This window comes from Anaerosporobacter faecicola, from assembly GCF_012070565.1.
Taxonomy (GTDB): domain Bacteria; phylum Bacillota; class Clostridia; order Lachnospirales; family Lachnospiraceae; genus Anaerosporobacter; species Anaerosporobacter faecicola.
The window spans coordinates 126,023-145,390 of sequence record NZ_JAAQRO010000023.1 but is presented as its reverse complement, the minus strand read 5'-3'; the positions used below and the strand labels follow the sequence as shown (position 1 = coordinate 145,390).

The window sequence follows — 19,368 nt, the reverse complement described above, 5'->3', positions numbered from 1 at the left end:
TTATCTATGAAAGGAAGAATGTGACATGGTGAATAAGTTTAAACGAACAAAGAGAAGAAGGGTAATACCTGGATTTCCCTTATCATTGGGGATAACATTAGCAATGGTTAGTATGATTGTGCTTATTCCTATGGCATCTATTATTATCTGTGCTTCAGACCTTTCTTTATATGACTTCGTAAAAATCGTAATGGCAAAGGATGTCCGATCGGGGTATATGGTTAGCTTCTCTTGCGCACTTATAGCAGCGCTTATCAATTGTATCTTCGGTGTGATTTTAGCATGGGTATTCGTTCGATATGAGTTCCCAGGCAAACGCATACTAGATGGATTAATTGAACTTCCCTTTGCACTACCAACTGCAGTTGCAGGCATATCGCTTACTGCACTATATTCAGACCAAGGTTGGATTGGCAGTATATTTGCTAAGTTTGGAATTAAGATAGCGTATACAAAAGTGGGAATCACCATTGCTATGGTTTTTATTGGTATTCCTTTTGTAGTTAGAGCAATCCAGCCTGTATTAGAGAAGTTTGATCCACAGTATGAGGAAGCGGCAGCTATGCTAGGCGCGAATGGCAGGAAAACATTCATTAAAGTTATATTTCCTGAGATTTTACCAGCTATGTTGACAGGATTTGGTTTGGCCTTAGCAAGAGGAATTGGTGAGTATGGCAGTGTAATTTTCATAGCAGGAAACATCCCATATAAGACACAGATTGCGCCGCTATTAATCATGTCTAAATTAGAGCAATTAAAATATACGGATGCAACAGCAATTGCACTAGTTATGTTAGTGGTATCTTTCTTAATTTTATTATTGCTTAATATTATTCAAGTTCATGCAACAAAGAGAACGACTTAGAAAGCTGGAGGAAGATATGAATATAGAACAAGAATCAGTAAATCTAAAAAAAGGAACGAAGGTCACAAAAGTGGTATTAATCGGGGTAAGCTTAGTATTTGTCCTTATTATGCTTGTCATTCCAATGCTTGTACTTATCGTCTATGCATTAAAAGATGGGGGAACAAAATACATAGAAGCAATTACAGATCCCTATACCATTAAGGCACTACGATTAACAATAGTAGCAACTGTAACGGCAGTAGCGATTAATACGTTCTTTGGATTGTTCGCAGCTTGGGCGGTTTCCAAATTCCATTTTAGGGGAAAACAATTACTTCTTACAATAATCGATATTCCCTTTGCTGTTTCCCCAGTAATAGCAGGTTTGATTTTTATCCTTACCTTTGGTCGTATTGGCTGGGCACATGATTTCTTGAATGCCCATAATATAAAAGTTGTATTTGCGGTACCAGGTGTAATAATTGCCACTATTTTTGTAACATTTCCATTCATATCAAGAGAGATTATTCCAGTTTTGAATGCGCAAGGAAGGGATGAGGAAGAGGCGGCAGCACTAATGGGAGCCAGTGGATTTCACATCTTTCGTAAGATAACGCTACCACATATGAAATGGGCTTTGTTATATGGAATTGTATTATGCAGTGCCAGAGCTATGGGAGAATTTGGTGCGGTATCGGTTTTGTCAGGGCATCTACGAGGAAAGACCAATACACTTCCTCTTCATGTAGAGATTATTTACAATGAATTCAAATTATCAGCCGCATTTGCAGTGTCATCAATTTTAGTTGTGTTAGCAGTAATTATTTTAATCTTGCGAAACATAGTGGAATATAAGGCGAAGAAAGGAGGAAGGTAGATATGTACGTAGAACTGAAAGACATCAATAAAACCTTTCATAATTATAAAGCTTCTGATCACGTGAATTTTGGAATAGAGCAAGGAAAGTTAATTGGTTTACTTGGTCCAAGTGGAAGTGGGAAGACCACAATCCTTCGTATGATAGCAGGTTTAGAACAACCGGATTCAGGAGACATCTTTATCAATGGGAACAGGGTAAATGATATTCCTGCAAGCAAGAGAGGAGTTGGATTTGTATTTCAAAATTATGCATTGTTTCGTTACATGGATGTATTCGATAATATTGCATTTGGTTTAGAGATTCAGAAGAAGAATAAGAAGGAAATAAAAGACCGTGTTTTTGAACTAATCAAATTAATTGGTTTAGAAGGATTAGAACATCGTTATCCGAACCAATTGTCTGGTGGACAAAGGCAAAGGGTTGCATTCGCAAGGGCACTAGCTCCAAAACCACAGTTATTGTTACTTGATGAACCGTTTGCAGCAATTGATGCTAAAGTTAGGCAGGAACTTAGAAGTTGGTTAAAAGAAATGATTAGTAGGGTTGGAATTACTAGTATCTTCGTTACACATGACCAGGATGAAGCCATCGAAGTTGCAGATGAGATTATCATAACGAATCAGGGACGTGTAGAACAGATGGGATCTCCTGTTGATATATATAAAAAACCTACCACACCATTTGTTGCTCAGTTTATTGGTCAATCTAGCTTAGTTAATGATTACACGAGCTTAATTGGATTTGAACAGGTTGAGGGGATGCATCAGGCAGTCATTCGACCAGAGTTTATAAGAATAGCAAAACAAGGGGAGCTAAAACAGTATCTCAGTGCTGCAGAAGAAGGCATTGTGGCTGGCATTGCCTTTAGAGGAGATAACCTAGAAGTAAAGGTTCAAGTAAAAGGACAGAGCTTCACAGCCACAAGATCACTAGAAAAAGAAAGCATTCAAGTTGGCGAAAAGGTGAATGTATTGGTATATCGTTTGTATGCATTCGACGATAGTAAGACTCTTTTACTGGATAATAAAGCAATGGAAGATCGGAACTCTGTGTATATCTAGGAAGATACATCATTTCATCTAGTCTCGCCTTTTTGAATCGGTGAAGTACAAAAGCAATGAAAATGATTAAAGAGTTTTGCATTCAAAGAAAGGAACAGTGGGTATAAAATGAGGAAGAAAATTATAGTGAAAACCTATAATACAGATATCTTGATCATTGGCGGTGGGACAGCTGGTAGTTATGCGGCACTTACCATTCGGGAGAAATCTGATGCAAGTGTGATTATTGCGGAGAAAGCGAATATTAAGAGAAGTGGTTGTTTGGCAGCAGGAGTAAATGCAATCAATGCGTACATAGTGAAAGGGAGAACTCCTAGGGATTACGTGGAGTATGCTTCATATGATGCAGCTGGAATTGTAAGAGATGATCTACTTATTACAATGTCAGAAGGTCTTAATCGGGTAACGAAGAAATTAGAGGATCTGGGGCTGGTAATTCAAAAAGATGAAAATGGTGAATATGTGGCGAGAGGAAATCGCAACATTAAGATTAACGGTGAGAATATAAAGCCAATTCTTGCGAATGCAGTAGAAGCATTAAAAAATGTTACAATCTTAAATCGAGTTGCAGTCACGGATTATCTAGTGAAAGATAATCAAATCTATGGGGCGTTAGCCATTGATATGAAAGAGAATGTTCTATATGTAATTCATGCAAAAAAAGTGATTTGTGCAACTGGTGGAGCAGCAGGGTTATACCGACCAAACAATCCGGGATTTTCAAGACATAAGATGTGGTATCCTCCGTTTAATACAGGGGCAGGATATGCCATGGGAATTCAATCGGGTGCAGAGATGACCACCTTTGAGATGAGATTTATTGCATTACGTTGTAAGGACACCATAGCACCAACAGGAACCATTGCACAAGGGGTAGGAGCAAAACAAGTGAATTCACTAGGAGAAGTCTATGATAAGAAGTACAAAAATACAACATCAGAGAGAGTTTATGGAACAGTACGTGAGAATCTTGAAGGAAGAGGTCCTTGTTATCTGAAAACAGAAGGGATTACACCAGAGCAAGATCAAGAACTTCTTCGCGCCTATTTGAATATGGCGCCTAGTCAAACTCTTAAATGGGTCGAATCCGGAAAAAACCCAAGTGAACAGAATGTAGAGATTGAAGGAACAGAACCCTATATCGTCGGTGGGCATACAGCCAGTGGATATTGGGTTGATACCAATCGACAAACGACAATCAAGGGATTATATGCAGCCGGTGATGTAGCAGGTGGTTGTCCCCAAAAGTATGTTACAGGTGCATTAGTTGAAGGAGAAATTGCTGCAATTGCTGCAGTAGAAGCATTAAGAAAAGAAAAATGCAAAGAAGAATGTACAAAAGAATCGATTGAAGAAACACGAGAGATACATAGTCAGAATTTTGAAAGAATAATAGGAAATAAGAAAGCAGAGATGGAATCCATTCTAAATCGTGAAGAATCGATGTTTCCTACAGAGCAGTTAGAAGAAGCCATGCAAAAGGTTATGGATACTTATGCAGGAGGCATTAGCAGCCATTATCAATATAATGAGAAACAATTAGATTTGGCAGAAGAAAAAATTAAACAGATTAGCGAATTGAGCAAAGAGTTAAGGGCAGATAACATGCATGAATTATTGTTTGTCTATGAATTGCGCGAACGTCTTGTTGTCTGTCAAAGTGTAATAGCCCATCTCCGAGCAAGAAAAGAGACGAGATGGCATAGCTTCGCAGAAAATCTAGATTATCCAGAGCGTAGTGATGAATGGTTACAATATGTGAATTCCAAACGAGAGGGAGAAACATTGAAGATTATCTTTAGAGACCTAGTAAAGCGAGGTGAAACATATGAGCATAGCAATTAATCAGAATAAATGCGTTGGTTGTACTATGTGTACCTGCGTTTGCCCAGGTACTTTACTAGAGATGAATGATCAAAACAAGGCGTATATTCAGTATCCAAAAGATTGTTGGGGGTGTGCATCTTGTGTGAAAGAATGCAAGTTTGGAGCAATTTCTTTATATCTTGGAGCAGATATTGGTGGAAGAGGAAGTCATCTGTCAACAACCTCTAATGGTGATCTTGTAACATGGTCAATTGCAAACCCATATGGAAAAAGTAAGGAAATTGTGATCGATCGTAAGGAGTCTAATCGATATTAAAGCAAAGAAGGTAATTGCAATTTCTTAAAATCATTATATAGGAGGATTAATATATGGATCATTTAGACACATTGGAAGCGGAAAGTATATATATTCTTAGAGAAGCGTATAAAAAGTTAGGTAAGCTAGGTATGCTTTGGTCAATAGGAAAGGATTCTACCGTTTTATTATGGCTAGCAAAAAAAGCTTTCTTTGGCTATTGTCCATTCCCATTTATTCACGTAGACACCACTTACAAAATTCCAGAAATGATTGCGTATCGTGATAAGGTGGCCAAGGAATTAAACTTAGACTTAATTGTACATACAAACAGAGAAGCCATAGATGCAGGAATGGGCCCTGCCCAAGGTAGATTGGTTTGTTGTAAAGCTTTAAAAACAGAAGCATTACAGCAGGTAGTTAAGAAATATGAATTCGATGGATTAATCGTTGGTGTTCGTCGTGATGAGGAAGGTTCGCGCTCCAAAGAAAGAGTGTTTTCAGAACGTAACAAGAATGATGAGTGGGACTATTCTAATCAACCACCTGAACTTTGGGACCAATTTAAGACCGATTTTCCCAAAGGAAATCATATCCGTGTGCATCCATTATTACACTGGAATGAAGTTGATATATGGGAATATATCTTACGAGAGAATATACCTATTATCGATCTATATTTTGCAAGAGATGGAAAACGTTATCGTAGTTTAGGCTGTGCACCTTGTACGGGGCAGATTGAATCCAATGCAACTTCAGTAGAGGATATTATTGAAGAGTTGAAACATACAACAGTTAGTGAACGAGCAGGAAGAGCACAAGACCAAGAAGACTCATATGCAATGCAGAAGTTGCGAAAAGATGGATACATGTAGAAGGGAGTGGACGGAATGGAGAAAATTGAAAACATAAAAAAGGTGGAAAATATAGATCGTTTAAAAATAGTAGTTGTAGGGCATGTAGATCATGGAAAGTCAACGGTTATTGGTCGTCTACTATATGATACCCACTCGTTACCACAGGGGACCATTGATAAAGTAAAGAGAATTGCAAAGGAAACAGGAAAGCCTTTTGAATATGCATATCTATTAGATGCTTTTGAAGAAGAACAAAAACAAGGAATAACAATTGATACAACACAGATTCAATTTCAGACAGAGCAGAGAGAGTATGTTATTATTGACGCGCCAGGTCATAAGGAATTTCTTAAGAACATGATCTCAGGAGCTGCTAACGCCGAAGCAGCATTTCTTATTATTGATGCGAAAGAAGGTGTACAGGAACAGTCAAAACGCCATGCATATATTCTCTCTTTAATTGGAATTAAGAAGGTATATGTTGTGCTGAATAAGATGGATTTGGTTGAGTATTCAAAGGAAGTATATGATTCTGTTAAGAAGGATATGGGAGAATTTCTTAACACGCTTAATATCAAGCCAATTGATTACATTCCAATCTCTGCCTATTATGGTGAAAATATATTAGAAAAATCAGATAAACTCGATTGGTTTTATGGTCATTCGGTTATTGAGGCAATGGATTGTATAGAGAAAGAAAAAGGCCTTGATAAGAAACCACTTCGTTTTCCAATTCAGGATGTATATAAGTTTGATGATCGCAGAATCATTGCAGGTCGTATCGAAGCAGGAACGTTACAAGTAGGGGATGAGATTACGATATATCCGGAAGGAAAAAAGACAACAGTTAAGACAATAGAGTATTGGGCAGATCGAGATAAGACAGAAATCGTATCAGCAGGACAGTCCGTAGGAATCACGGTATCAGATGAATTCTTTAATAAACGAGGGGAAGTAATTGCTTTGGAAGATAGCAAACCGCTCGTATCCAATTCGTTCAGGGCAAGTATCTTTTGGATGGGAAAGAACAATCTTGTAAAGAATAAGAAATACAAGATTAAATTAGCAACTAGAGAAATAGAAGGTGAATTGGAAGAGATTATCAAAGTGATTGATGCATCGAATTTAGATTCTAGCGAGCAGGTTCAAAAGATCACTCTTAATGATGTTGCTGAGGTTGTAATAACAACGAAGGAACCAGTTGCATTCGACCAGTTCTCACAAAGTCAAGTAACAGGAAGATTTGTAATAGTAGACGGCTATGATGTTGCAGGTGGTGGAATTATAACCCAAGCAGAAGAAGAGAAAGAAAACAAAGAATTGGTTACGTTCTATAAGGGGGCGTTAAAAGCAAGAGGCGATGTTTTTGAAGAATTTTATTATAATGTAGAACAATTTACAGTAGACAAAACAGAAGTGTCATCCAATACATACACAGTTGGAGATGCTATTCCAATTAAAGGCGAAAGCTATAAATATCCTAAGGATTTTGATATCTTGGCATTGCGTGATCAAGTGGCAATACAAGTGAGAGACGGTAAGATTAATGATATGATTCCAATACAGAAGTATCAATATGAAGGTCGACCACTTATAAACGGAAGAGGATTTGCAATTAAGGTAAGTTCAAAAGAAGAACTAAAACATTTCTTAAAAGAGTATCAAAGTTTAGATGAAAGAAGAGAAGTTGCATTTCTTAATAAGTGGATGCGTTTTGATACCTATCGATTTGTCGTATTTCATAATAATTACTGGGTAATTTAGCAAGGAGAAGTACTTTAATTACATAATCGATTCATAGGAATGTACTTTTTATCTATGAAAATCCCATTTATTTGTGTTACAATAGGGAAGAACTTGGAAAAATGAGTTTTGTAAAATTGAGTTTCAAATCGATGGGAGTATAGCTATGAATCGGATATTGATTATAGAAGATGAAGAAAGTGTAAATCGAGGAATTGCCTTCACCCTTGAGAAGGAAGGCTACGAAGTCGAACGGGAGATGACAATTGCAGGTGCAAAGAAAAGCATATTACAGAAGGAACCACAGTTGATCTTATGTGATATTAATTTACCTGATGGCAATGGTTTGTCACTCATTCGTTGGATCAGAAAGCAGAATAAGAATCTGCATATTATCTGTTTAACAGCACTTGAGCAGGAGATGGACCAGGTCATGGGATATGAAGCGGGTGCAGATGATTATATAACAAAACCATTTAGTTTGTCTATTTTAATGCTGAAAGTTGCAGCATTCTTTAAGAAACAAGCAAATAGACAACCTAAGGTCTTACAGTCTGGTGACATTCAGTTCTTTTTAGGAGAAATGCGTGTGGAGAAGGAGGGGGAGGAAGTGCTCTTAACTAAAAATGAGTGGAAGCTTCTTCAACTGTTCCTCCTTCATCCAAAACAGATCTTAACGAAAAATCAGTTGCTGGAACAACTATTTGATTTAGATGGTAATTTTGTAGATGAGAATACCCTTGCAGTAAATATAAGAAGGTTACGGGAAAAGATAGAAAAGGATCCTTCAAAACCAGAGTATATTCAAAATATCCGTGGAGTAGGATACATATGGGAAAAGGACTGTCGAACATGTCAAGAATAAGTAGAGAATCACAGTGTAATAAAAAGATGTATGGGTGGATATGCAGTGTTTTGTTCTTATTAATTGCAGTAGTAACAAGTATTCTTTGTTATAGGGAAGTGGAACAGTATAAAGAGAAGATTGGCATCCTTGCAACAATGGTTGATACTTCAGATCCTTTACATACCGCAGCCAGTTTAATGAAGGGAGAAGAAACGACAAAGAGTGCTTCTTCTGTTCTAAAAGAATATGGATATACCAGTGCATATGAGGATTACTTTAAGAAAAATTGTATACAACAAATCTGGAAGTATATAGGTGGTGCAATAAGCATCTACATGCTTCTTCTGTTGCTGTTTTATGGGACAACCCGTTATCAGAGAAATGTTTATAGAGAACAGATGATAGATATTCAAAAAAGAGTAAGCCAGATTCGTAGCGAGTCAGACGAATGGGTGCCTCCTATTGACAAACAAGGAGAGGAAGTACAGAAAATTTATGAAGAATTAGCCGCCTTTTCTAAAACAATACATCTAATGAAAAAGCAGATGATACAGGAGAAGGAGGAGACGAAGTCACTTGTTACCGATATCTCACATCAACTAAAGACACCCGTGGCCGCCTTAAAGACCTGTTTTGAGATAGTAGAGAAACAGGAATTAAGTGAACTCGAACGAGAGGAATTCCTTGCAAGATGTAACCATCAACTACGTGGTCTTGAGAATATGCTCGCAGCATTGTTGAACATATCTAGAATGGAAACAGGCATGATTACCATACAACTGGAAGAGGCACCAATCTTTTCAACATTCGTAGAAGCGATGAACCGTGTCTATGTGAAAGCTAGAGAAAAGAAAATTGAGTTAGTAGTGGAAGCGGAGGAAGAAGTACAGAAATTACAGATTCCGCATGATCCAAAATGGCTATGTGAGGCGTTGATTAACGTGCTTGATAATGCAATCAAATACAGTACAAGGAACCAAACCATAACCATACGCTTCCTTTTACGGACAACATTTCTACGTATCGAGATAGAGGATCAAGGAATTGGGATACCAAAAGAGGAAGTAAACAAGATCTTTAAACGATTTTACAGAGGACAGTTACAAGAAGTAAAAGAGCAGGAAGGTTCAGGAGTAGGGCTGTATCTTACAAGGGAAATTCTGAATAGACATGGAGGAACCATTACCGTTCATGTTAAATCAGATGGAACGTCGGGGAGTATATTTGTTCTGCAGATTCCCAAAAAGTAATTGGAAAGTATGATAAGACTTCATTGTACATCATTCGATCGTAGAAGATGTGCAATGAAGTTTTTTATCTTATACATTTTCCAATCTTACAAATTTGTAAGTGTTTTTTCTCGCTTTGTAAGTAAGCAGAAAGAAACAACAGGTATAGTTATTGTAGCATAGAACAAATATTTGATTCGTGCGTTTGAGAAATCGGCATTCATAACAGAAAAGGAAGGGAAGAAATATGGAATCAATCGTTAGAACAGAAGGATTGTCTAAGAAGTATGGAAGTAAGCAAAATGAATTCTACGCAATTTCCAATATTAATATGGAAGTGAAGCAAGGAGAATTTGTTGCAATAGTTGGAAAGTCAGGATCAGGTAAAAGTACGCTGCTTCATTTACTAGGAGGATTGGATCGCCCAACAAGTGGAAAGGTATATTTGAATGGAAAGGACATCTATGGAATGAAGGAGGACGATTTGGCCATTTACCGTAGAAGAAAGATTGGATTTATCTTTCAAGCCTTTAATCTAGTTTCCTCTATTAATGTGTGGGAGAATATGGTGCTTCCTTTGGGGTTAGATGGAAAACAAGTGGATGAGACCTATATGAAAGAAATCATTGAGACCTTAGGATTGGAATCAAAGATTCATAGCCTCCCTAATACGTTATCGGGAGGACAACAGCAACGGGTAGCCATTGGAAGAGCATTATCTACAAAGCCAGATGTAATCCTTGCGGATGAACCAACAGGAAATCTTGATACCAAAACAAGTGATGAAGTGATTAGTTTACTGAAGTTGTCCGCAAAGAAGTACGGGCAAACGATCATTATGATCACTCATGATGAAGATATCGCACAGATTGCAGATCGCAGACTCGTGATCGAGGATGGCAAGGTGGTGAGAGAATGAATGCTTTAACAAACGTTGCAAAGTCAAATAATCGCCACAACCGTACGCGGAGTGTCCTATTGATTATATCCATTCTACTTACAACATTAGGTCTTACCGTGATCAGTACATGGGGCTATGCGATTATACAAACGAATAAGAATAATGCTGGAATTCTTTATGGACGGTATGATGGTATCTATGCAGGTATAACGAAGGACCAACTTCATGAGATGGAACTTAAGAGTGCATTTGCAAAGATTGGAAAAATGGAATACGTCGGTGAAGTGGAAAATGAGCGTTCCATTTCCCTGTATGCGACGGATCAGGTTCTTCGAGAACATCTGTATATGGATGATATGTTGGAAGAAGGACGGTTCCCAACATGGAAGGATGAGATTATTGGAAGTCGTGCATTTTATTCGTCCCTAGGATATGAATCTGTTCAAGTAGGAGATTCTATTACCGTTTCCTATCGTCCCGATCTTACAAGTAAATACGCAGATAAGGAGTTTAGAGTCAGTGGAATTTTAAATGCGCAAGGAGATGCAAACTCCATATTGGGATATGTATCAGAAGAATATTATACCAGTACCGTAGCGGAAGAGGACCAATCCTATATGGCATATTTCCTTTTGGATAAGAATGAGAAGGTGAATTCCCATAATGCAATGGAAGTGTTGAAAGAACTTGCAAGTGATTGTGGGATTGATACCAAAAGAGTGTCTCTGAATCGAGCATATGTTATGTGGGCAAGAAACCCAGGTACAGAAACAATCTTGGTGTGTGTTGTAATTATTCTTATTATCATAATGTTGTCTTTGGTAGTAATCTACAATATCTTTCAGGTTGGTATGAAACAGAGAGTCTGGGAATATGGAAAAATCAAAGCAATGGGAGCTACGAAGAAACAATTGCGACGAATTATTCGTAAGGAAGCGCTGTATCTTGGTGCGATTGGAATCCCGTTAGGTTTATTATTTGGCTATGTTATAGCAAAGATCTCCTTTCAATGGTTAGTGAAACAAGTTATGGGAATACAGGGGAATCGACTGGATAACGTTTCCTTATTCCAAGTACCAATCTTCCTTTTGGTAGCGGTACTCTCTCTTATTACCATTTTGCTTGCCATTCGAAAACCAATGAAAATTATTTCGAAAACAACGATTGTCGAAGCAATGCGTTATCAGGAACAAAGAAAGGCGAGGGGAATTCGAAAAGGGAAAAAACAAGTAACTGTAATGGGATTAACGATGGCAAATATGAGTGGAAATCGGAGAAGGACAATATCTACAATCATTACCTTAGGGCTATCCTGTGTGCTATTTGTTGTCATGGCGAATTCTCTTGGTAATATGGATGATGCGTATGAGGCAAGGAAGATTGTGGAACGAGGAAAAATTTATGTGTACTTAACATATTCGTTGAATGATACTGCCTATCCAGAAAATAATTTGGATTCCATACTCAAAGAAGATCCCCTTGATCAAGAATTTTTACAACAGGTAAGAGAAATTGAAGGAGTTACGGAAATCTATACAAACAAGATTGTACTAGCAGCCGATGAAAAACAAAATCCAATCACCATTGGCGTTCTTAACAGAGAAGAATTCAGTCGCTATAAGGCAAAAGCAGGAAAGGTAGGAAACTTGGATTATGATGCTGCTTCGAAAGAAGGTGCAATAATTTACGGGTGGGGAGCGCTTATGGAAACCTACTGTCCATATTCGGTTGGTGATCAAGTACCGATTACGTTAGAAAATGGAACGAAGATAGAACCAAACCTACAGGGAGCATTCGGATCCATTAGTTCGGACTGGGCAGTCACAGAAGACACGTATCAAGCATGGAATCTAGGAGAAGACCATATAGCAAAAGTATGGATTGATTGTACAACTGAGCAACTACGTAATGTTGAGAAGAAATTGAATGAAATCCTTCTTGGAGTGGATCATGTTGAGATAAAAACCTATGAATCGGCACTTAAAGAAACCCAACTAAGTATGAAGATGATAACGGTTGGAATCTACGCTTTATTGATCTTAACCGGATTAATTGGTTTTATGAATATGGCAAATACCATGGTTACCAGTATAACAACAAGAAGACAAGAATTTGGAGTACTTCAGGCAATTGGTATGACAAGCAAACAATTGAGCCATATGTTACAGTTAGAAGGGGTGATCTTTACAATTGGTACTGTTTTTGTATCACTGACTGTGGGAATCCCTTTGGGATATGCAGTATTCCAATATGGAAAGAATAACGGATACATTGGATTACATACCTATCATTTTCCTACAGTAGAGGTTTTATGTATGATCGGCTGCATACTAGTTTTACAAATTGTCTTAGCATATGTGTTAAGTAAGAATATTAAAAAGAATTCCATTGTAGAAAGAGTACGTTATCAAGAATAAAGGGAGTTGGTTTAGGCAGAAGAGTATGTTAGAATAGTAACGGTAAAGAATATGAACAAGAGACAATAAAGAGAGAAAATAGATGAAGAAAATAGTGATTGGAATCGTAGCACACGTGGATGCAGGAAAAACTACCCTGTCGGAAGGGATGCTCTATCTTGCAGGTGCAATACGTAAGCTTGGAAGAGTGGATAATGGAGATGCATTTTTAGACACGTTTTCCTTAGAGCGTGCTCGTGGCATTACGATATTTTCAAAATTAGCAAAGTTTACTTGGAAAGATACGACCGTTACGTTATTAGATACCCCTGGACATGTGGATTTCTCTGCAGAGATGGAGAGAACACTACAGGTTTTAGATTACGCTATTTTAGTGATTAGCGGTGCAGATGGTGTCCAGGGACATACAAAAACTTTATGGAGTCTGTTAGAAAAATATAAGATTCCTACGTTCCTTTTCATCAACAAGATGGATCAACAGGGAACGAATAAAGATGAACTCCTTGGGCAGTTACAAGCAATGCTTTCTGATGGATGTATGGATTTTACGAATCCTGAATCTGAAGAATTTTATGAAAATGTTGCCATGTGCAGTGAAGATTTATTAGAACAGTATATGGAACAGGGAGCAATTACGACAGAACAAGTTACCGAATTGATCAAAAACCGAAAGATTTTCCCTTGTTTCTTTGGTGCTGCACTTAAGTTAGAAGGAGTAGAAGCATTTTTAGATGGCTTAGAAACATATACCGTATCTCCTCAGTATGGAGATAGCTTTGGCGCGAAGATTTATAAGATTGCTCGTGACGAGCAAGGAAATCGACTAACTTATCTAAAAGTAACAGGGGGCACTTTACGGGTGAAGATGGCGCTTTCTTCTCAAGAAGAGAAGATCAATCAAATCCGTATCTATTCTGGTGTCAAATATGATGCAGTTATGGAAGCAGAAGCTGGAACAATCTGTGCAGTTACTGGACTTACCACAACAAAACCAGGAGAAGGGGTTGGTATAGAGAAGTCCTCTATGGGACCCATTCTATCGCCTGTATTAACTTATGAGATTCAATTACCAAGTGGCTGTGACCCAAATGCAATGTTACCAAAACTTCGGATACTGGAGGAAGAAGAACCAGAACTACACATAGTTTGGGATGAGGAATTACAGGAGATTCAAGCACAGATTATGGGGGAAGTGCAGATTGAGATTCTACGAAGTATGATTGCTACTCGATTTGGTATCGATGTTACATTTGGCAACGGTAATATTGTATACAAAGAAACCATTACCGATGTGGTGGAAGGGGTTGGTCACTTTGAACCCTTACGACATTATGCGGAGGTTCATCTGCTGCTAGAACCTGGAGAACCAGGCTCGGGACTTGTATTCGAAAGTAATTGCAGTGAAGATGAACTTGATCGAAATTGGCAGCGGTTGATACGAACCCATCTTGAAGAGAAAGAACACAGAGGTGTTCTGGCAGGGTGCAGTATAACGGATATGAAGATTACCCTGGTTGGTGGACGAGCGCATCAAAAACATACCGAGGGTGGAGATTTCAGACAAGCAACCTATCGTGCAATCCGACAAGGATTACGGCAAGCGACTTCTGTCTTATTGGAACCATATTTTCATTTTCAATTGGAAGTTCCAGAGAAAATGGTAGGGAGAGCCATGACGGATCTGGAACGAATGCAAGCTAGTTTTGAGATGAAGGAAAATAAGAATGGTATCTCAATCCTTGAGGGAAAATCACCGGTTGTTACGATGCGAGACTATCAAAAAGATGTGGTTGCTTATACCAGCGGACATGGAAGATTGTTCTGTGAGTTAAGTGGATATGAACCTTGCCATAATCAAGAAGAGGTCCTTGCAAGATTTGCATATGATCCAGAAGCGGATCTAGCGAATCCGACAGGGTCTGTTTTCTGTGCACATGGTGCAGGGTTCTTAGTAAGCTGGGATCAAGTACCAAACTACATGCATGTGGAAAGTTATCTGATGAACCAGAATAAAGAACTTCGTCTAAAAGATAAAGAAGTTAAAGAATATGCAACCTACCAGGAAGAACGGTTTATTGATACCGATGAGATTGATGCAATCCTCAATCGAACCTTTTATTCCAATAGTGGTTCGAAAGAAAGATATTATACCAATCGAAAGAAGGAAAAGACTTATGAAGGACCGGTTGTGCGAAACTATAAGAAAACAGAGAAACTAGAAGAGTATCTGTTGGTGGATGGCTATAACATTATCTTTGCGTGGGAAGAGCTAAACCAATTGGCGAAGATCAATATGGATGGAGCAAGAAACAAACTACAGGATACTCTATGCAATTACCAGGCAATTAAGCGTTGTAATCTTATCGTTGTCTTTGATGCTTACCGAGTAGAGGGACATCGAACGGAGATTATGGATTACCATAACATTCACGTTGTGTTTACGAAAGAAGCCGAAACAGCGGATCAGTATATCGAAAAGTTCTCTCATGAAAATAGTAAGAAATACGACATTACCGTTGCTACCTCAGATGGGGTGGAACAGGTGATCATACGAGGGCAAGGTTGTCGCTTGCTATCTGCGAGAGAGTTAGAGGAAGATGTAAAACGAATAGAAGAATCTATTCGAGAAAATTATCTGGAACAGGGAACGAATAAAACGGGTGGATTATTTGATCAGGTATCAGAAGAAACAGCGAAGCATATTGAGAAAATATTGAAGGAAGAGTAGGCATCGTCCTACATGTAAAGGATAGGAAACTGTATCGGCAATAAGAATGAATAAAGTGTGAAATTCAGACATAGTGATACATGCAAAAGAGGACAGAATAAATAGTGATCTTTTTACAACATCAAGGACAAGGATTAGGTTAACAAATGACTGGGAAAAACCGATATTATTTTAACGGGAGTTTTCGTATGACTGAAGTTTTAACATGTGCAATCCATGCATTTGTGCTCCTTGCACATGTTAAGCAGATCAGCACGTCATATTATGACTTTGTGTATAGGAGAGCGATAGAATAAGATTGTATAAAGGAGATTGAGGAGTATGAGAATTAATAATACCGTGTCGGAGTACAAGCAGATTAATACACAAAGAGAACAAGGAACGAATGGAACAGGACAGAATACAGAAACATTAGCTACGTCGAATGCGAATGGGATTACCTTGAACATTTCAAATGAGAGTAGGGAACTTTTAGAGAGTCAGAAAAGGCAAGCGGAAGAAATCCAAAATCGAGCTTTGCTAGAGATGTGTGAGGAACAATTAGAAGCAAGTAAAGATGCCGCAAAAGGAGTAGAAGATATGGGAAAGATGATGGAGATTGCTAGACGAATCGCCAGAGGAGATAAAGTTCCCATAAAGGATGAAAAGAAATTAATGGAATATAATTCGAAACTATACCAGACGGCAAAGGCTGCTGCGATGTTGAACATGAATAAGAAACACAAGAAGTACAAATCGATGTTTGATGAGGAAAATGACGAAGAGCAGGCAAAGAAAATACGGGATTTAGATCGAGAAGATGGAGCAGATCTATCCTTAGACGGTGTTTCAGAAACAGATTCCAGTACGTCAGCAGAAGAAAGTACTTCAACTGAGATTACAGAATAAAGGTCTTGATTCGTTCGTCACGTTATATGTATAATAGACGAACAGATGTTTACGTTAGATGCAGAATCTGATACAATAATGAATAGAAAAGGATAAGAATGTATCATAACAAAACATACAGAAAAGCAAGGGCTTTCGAGTCGTAATCATGAAAAAAGGTAGGAGTAGATCGATGGACGGTAAAGATTTGATCATATATGACAAGACAATTCCAGCACGGAAGGGGAGCTTTATTCCATATCCAGAAGAGCTTTCTGAAGATATTAAGAATTATCTCAGAATCAATGGAATCGAAGCATTATATTCCCATCAAGGGGAGATGTTTGAACAAGCAAGAAGTGGAAAAGATGTAGTGATCACTACCGCAACAGCAAGTGGAAAGACCTTAAGTTTTCTTTTACCTGTTTTACAGGAAATCTTAAATAATCCATTGGCACGAGCGATTTTCATCTATCCTACCAAAGCGTTAGCAAGTGATCAATATCGTGCAATCCTACCATATCTGGAGCATTTTGGACAGGAACGGATTGTGGCAGGTGTTTATGATGGAGATACGCCTGTTCATGAACGAAGTCGGATACGAAAAAGTGCCAATATCATCTTAACGAATCCTGAGATGCTCAATAGTGCATTCCTTCCCAATCATAGTAAATTTGGGTTTGATTTTATCTTTTCAAACTTACGTTATATCGTGATTGATGAACTGCATACGTATCGTGGGGCATTTGGTTCTCATCTGGCAAACGTATTTCGACGTCTGCAACGGGTCTGTAATTATTACCATTCGTCACCACAATTTTTGTGTAGTTCCGCAACCATAGCGAATCCATTAGAACTTGCAGAGAACATTTGCTCAAGAACATTTGTATTGGTGGATCAGGATGGCTCACCTGCAGCAAAGCGGCGTTATGTTTTGCTTCAACCACCAAAGGTAATGGGGGAAGATCAAACCTATTATGGACAAGTACAGCCTTCCACTGTTGCAGCGGAATTATTACCAGAGCTTGTGGAAAAGAATCAAAGTTTTATAGCATTTGCCAAATCTAGAAAATCAGTGGAGATTGTATTAAAGGAAGCAAGGGATCGTATGAGAACGGAAAGTTTCTTTGGTTCCTCCATGATGGAGCAGATCTCAGGATACCGTGGTGGTTATACGCCAATCGAACGGAAAGAGATTGAGACGAAGATGATAACGGGAGCAATCAAAGGGTTAGTATCAACGAATGCCTTAGAACTGGGAATTGATATTGGGAAGATTAATACGACAGTATTGATCGGATATCCAGGAACCAGGGCTTCTTTTTGGCAACAGACAGGACGTGCTGGACGAAGTGGAACGGGGTGCAATAATTATCTGATCCTTGATAATCTTCCTTTTGATCAATATATCGCTTTGAATCCAGAATGGTTGTTTGAGAATAGCAGTGAGAATGCTGTAATCGATAAGAATAATCTACTCATAGAACTAGCACATATACGTGCTGCAGCCGCAGAGCTTCCGCTTACCTTAGATGACATTCATTTCTTCCCTGACTTAGGAGAGACGATACCTGTTTTACTAAAGGTGGATGAACTATCCAATCAAAATGGAAGATTTGCCTGGGCGGGCGGAGAATTTCCTGCAGGAGATTTTAGCTTACGTAATATTGATAAAAACCGATACAAGTTGATCGACCAAGAGAATAATAAAGAAGTGACGGAGATGGATGAATCGCAAGCATTTCATGAACTTCATAAGGGAGCAATCTATCTGCATGATGGAATTTCCTATCAGGTGTTGTCCTTAAATCTAGATAGTAAAACGGCATATGGCATCCCCTTCGATGGAAATTATTATACAATGCCAGGTGGGGAGACGAATATTCAGGTGATCCATAAAAGTAAGGAACAAGAGGTAAAACGAGTTAAAGTTGCTTTTGGTGATGTGAATGTTCAGGATTATGTGTATATGTATAAGAAACTACAGTTTCATAATCATCAGAATCTAGGATACGAACAATTACCACAACCGTTAACGAAGGAGTTTGATACAGAAAGTACATGGATCCATTTGCCAGAGAATGTTGTTCGAACATATCGAGGATTGCTTCAGGAAACACAAAATGGACAAGTGGTACGGAATAATCATTTTGAAGGGGTGTGTTATGCCATTCAAAATGCCGCTATGATGGTAACGATGACGGAACAAGCAGATATTGGGGTTACCACATCGCTGAATGCATTAGAATTGAGTGGTCCAAGTGCAGATGATGTATCGGTCTATGTGTATGATCGGTTTGTCGGTGGGTTAGGATTCTCAGAGAAAATCTTTGATTGTATGGAAGATATTGTGGATAGTGCAATTCAGATGGTAAGCGGATGTCCATGTAAAGATGGTTGTGCGGCATGTATTGGTGATTATAAACTGGATAAGAACATGGTGCTTTGGGGCTTGAAGAATCTAAAAGAGGAACTGGAAGTTCCTGTTGGTGTAAAGGCAGTACCCTATGCGCCTGTGTCTTTTATTAAGAAGAAGTTCCTATTCAAAGAACTACCAGAACAATGGGCAGCATTCTGTGCGTATATAAAAATGAATGGCGAATCGTATGGCGATTTCTTATCGAATGTATCAAAAGTGGAGGTAGGAGGCAATAGACTGACCTTAGTCTTGCACCATGCTTTTTATGGAGAATGGGTTATGGAACCTACGAATAAAAAAAGTATCATCAATATCATCCAGTTTCATGTTGAAACACCACCAGTCATTCAATTGCATGTTCGAGTGGAAGAACAAGAAGAACAAGGAGAATTAGGAAAAGAGATTCAAAGAAAGATAGCACGTCGTTATGAACATCTGAACGAATCGTAG

14 protein-coding genes are annotated in these 19,368 nt (G+C 38.4%); all 14 read left to right on the top strand.

Features of this window, described 5'->3' with window-relative positions; translation table 11 throughout:
- Positions 1-25: 25 nt before the first annotated feature.
- The 14 genes from cysT to HBB17_RS10415 all read left to right on the top strand — a co-directional run bounded on the left by cysT (position 26) and on the right by HBB17_RS10415 (position 19,368).
- On the top strand, positions 26-865 hold the full coding sequence (cysT, locus tag HBB17_RS10480; RefSeq protein WP_167957444.1) for a sulfate ABC transporter permease subunit CysT: 840 nt from the start codon (positions 26-28) through the stop codon (positions 863-865).
- Positions 866-881: 16 nt separating this feature from the next.
- Positions 882-1,724, top strand: a complete 843-nt coding sequence (gene cysW, locus HBB17_RS10475; protein WP_207717342.1) for a sulfate ABC transporter permease subunit CysW — start codon at positions 882-884, stop codon at positions 1,722-1,724.
- Between the two features lie 2 nt (positions 1,725-1,726).
- Positions 1,727-2,788, top strand: coding sequence for a sulfate/molybdate ABC transporter ATP-binding protein (locus HBB17_RS10470; protein ID WP_167957442.1), 1,062 nt, complete (start codon positions 1,727-1,729; stop codon positions 2,786-2,788).
- 108 nt (positions 2,789-2,896) lie between these two features.
- Positions 2,897-4,633: an adenylyl-sulfate reductase subunit alpha gene (locus HBB17_RS10465; protein ID WP_167957441.1), complete on the top strand. Its 1,737-nt coding sequence runs from the start codon at positions 2,897-2,899 to the stop codon at positions 4,631-4,633.
- A complete protein-coding gene (locus HBB17_RS10460; RefSeq protein ID WP_167957440.1) occupies positions 4,617-4,931 on the top strand; it encodes a 4Fe-4S dicluster domain-containing protein in 315 nt (104 codons plus the stop codon). Before HBB17_RS10465 ends, HBB17_RS10460 begins: the two co-directional genes overlap by 17 nt.
- Before the next feature lie 53 nt (positions 4,932-4,984).
- Positions 4,985-5,785 carry a sulfate adenylyltransferase subunit CysD gene (cysD, locus tag HBB17_RS10455; RefSeq protein WP_167957439.1) on the top strand — a complete coding sequence of 267 codons (801 nt, stop codon included), beginning with the start codon at positions 4,985-4,987 and terminating at the stop codon, positions 5,783-5,785.
- 15 nt (positions 5,786-5,800) lie between these two features.
- Entirely contained in the window at positions 5,801-7,531 is a 1,731-nt protein-coding gene (locus HBB17_RS10450) for a sulfate adenylyltransferase subunit 1 (protein WP_167957438.1), read from the top strand.
- Positions 7,532-7,676: 145 nt separating this feature from the next.
- The gene (locus tag HBB17_RS10445; RefSeq protein ID WP_167957437.1) at positions 7,677-8,375 is read left to right on the top strand and encodes a response regulator transcription factor; all 699 of its coding nucleotides are present in this window, start codon (positions 7,677-7,679) and stop codon (positions 8,373-8,375) included.
- On the top strand, positions 8,363-9,607 hold the full coding sequence (locus HBB17_RS10440) for a sensor histidine kinase (RefSeq protein WP_167957436.1): 1,245 nt from the start codon (positions 8,363-8,365) through the stop codon (positions 9,605-9,607). Before HBB17_RS10445 ends, HBB17_RS10440 begins: the two co-directional genes overlap by 13 nt.
- A 226-nt stretch (positions 9,608-9,833) precedes the next feature.
- On the top strand, positions 9,834-10,505 hold the full coding sequence (locus tag HBB17_RS10435) for an ABC transporter ATP-binding protein (RefSeq protein WP_167957435.1): 672 nt from the start codon (positions 9,834-9,836) through the stop codon (positions 10,503-10,505).
- On the top strand, positions 10,502-12,904 hold the full coding sequence (locus HBB17_RS10430; protein WP_167957434.1) for an ABC transporter permease: 2,403 nt from the start codon (positions 10,502-10,504) through the stop codon (positions 12,902-12,904). The genes HBB17_RS10435 and HBB17_RS10430 overlap by 4 nt, the downstream gene beginning before the upstream one ends.
- Positions 12,905-12,986: 82 nt before the next feature.
- A complete protein-coding gene (locus HBB17_RS10425; protein WP_167957433.1) occupies positions 12,987-15,632 on the top strand; it encodes a translation factor GTPase family protein in 2,646 nt (881 codons plus the stop codon).
- Between the two features lie 321 nt (positions 15,633-15,953).
- The gene (locus tag HBB17_RS10420) at positions 15,954-16,520 is read left to right on the top strand and encodes a hypothetical protein (protein WP_167957432.1); all 567 of its coding nucleotides are present in this window, start codon (positions 15,954-15,956) and stop codon (positions 16,518-16,520) included.
- Between the two features lie 148 nt (positions 16,521-16,668).
- On the top strand, positions 16,669-19,368 hold the full coding sequence (locus HBB17_RS10415; protein WP_330588202.1) for a DEAD/DEAH box helicase: 2,700 nt from the start codon (positions 16,669-16,671) through the stop codon (positions 19,366-19,368).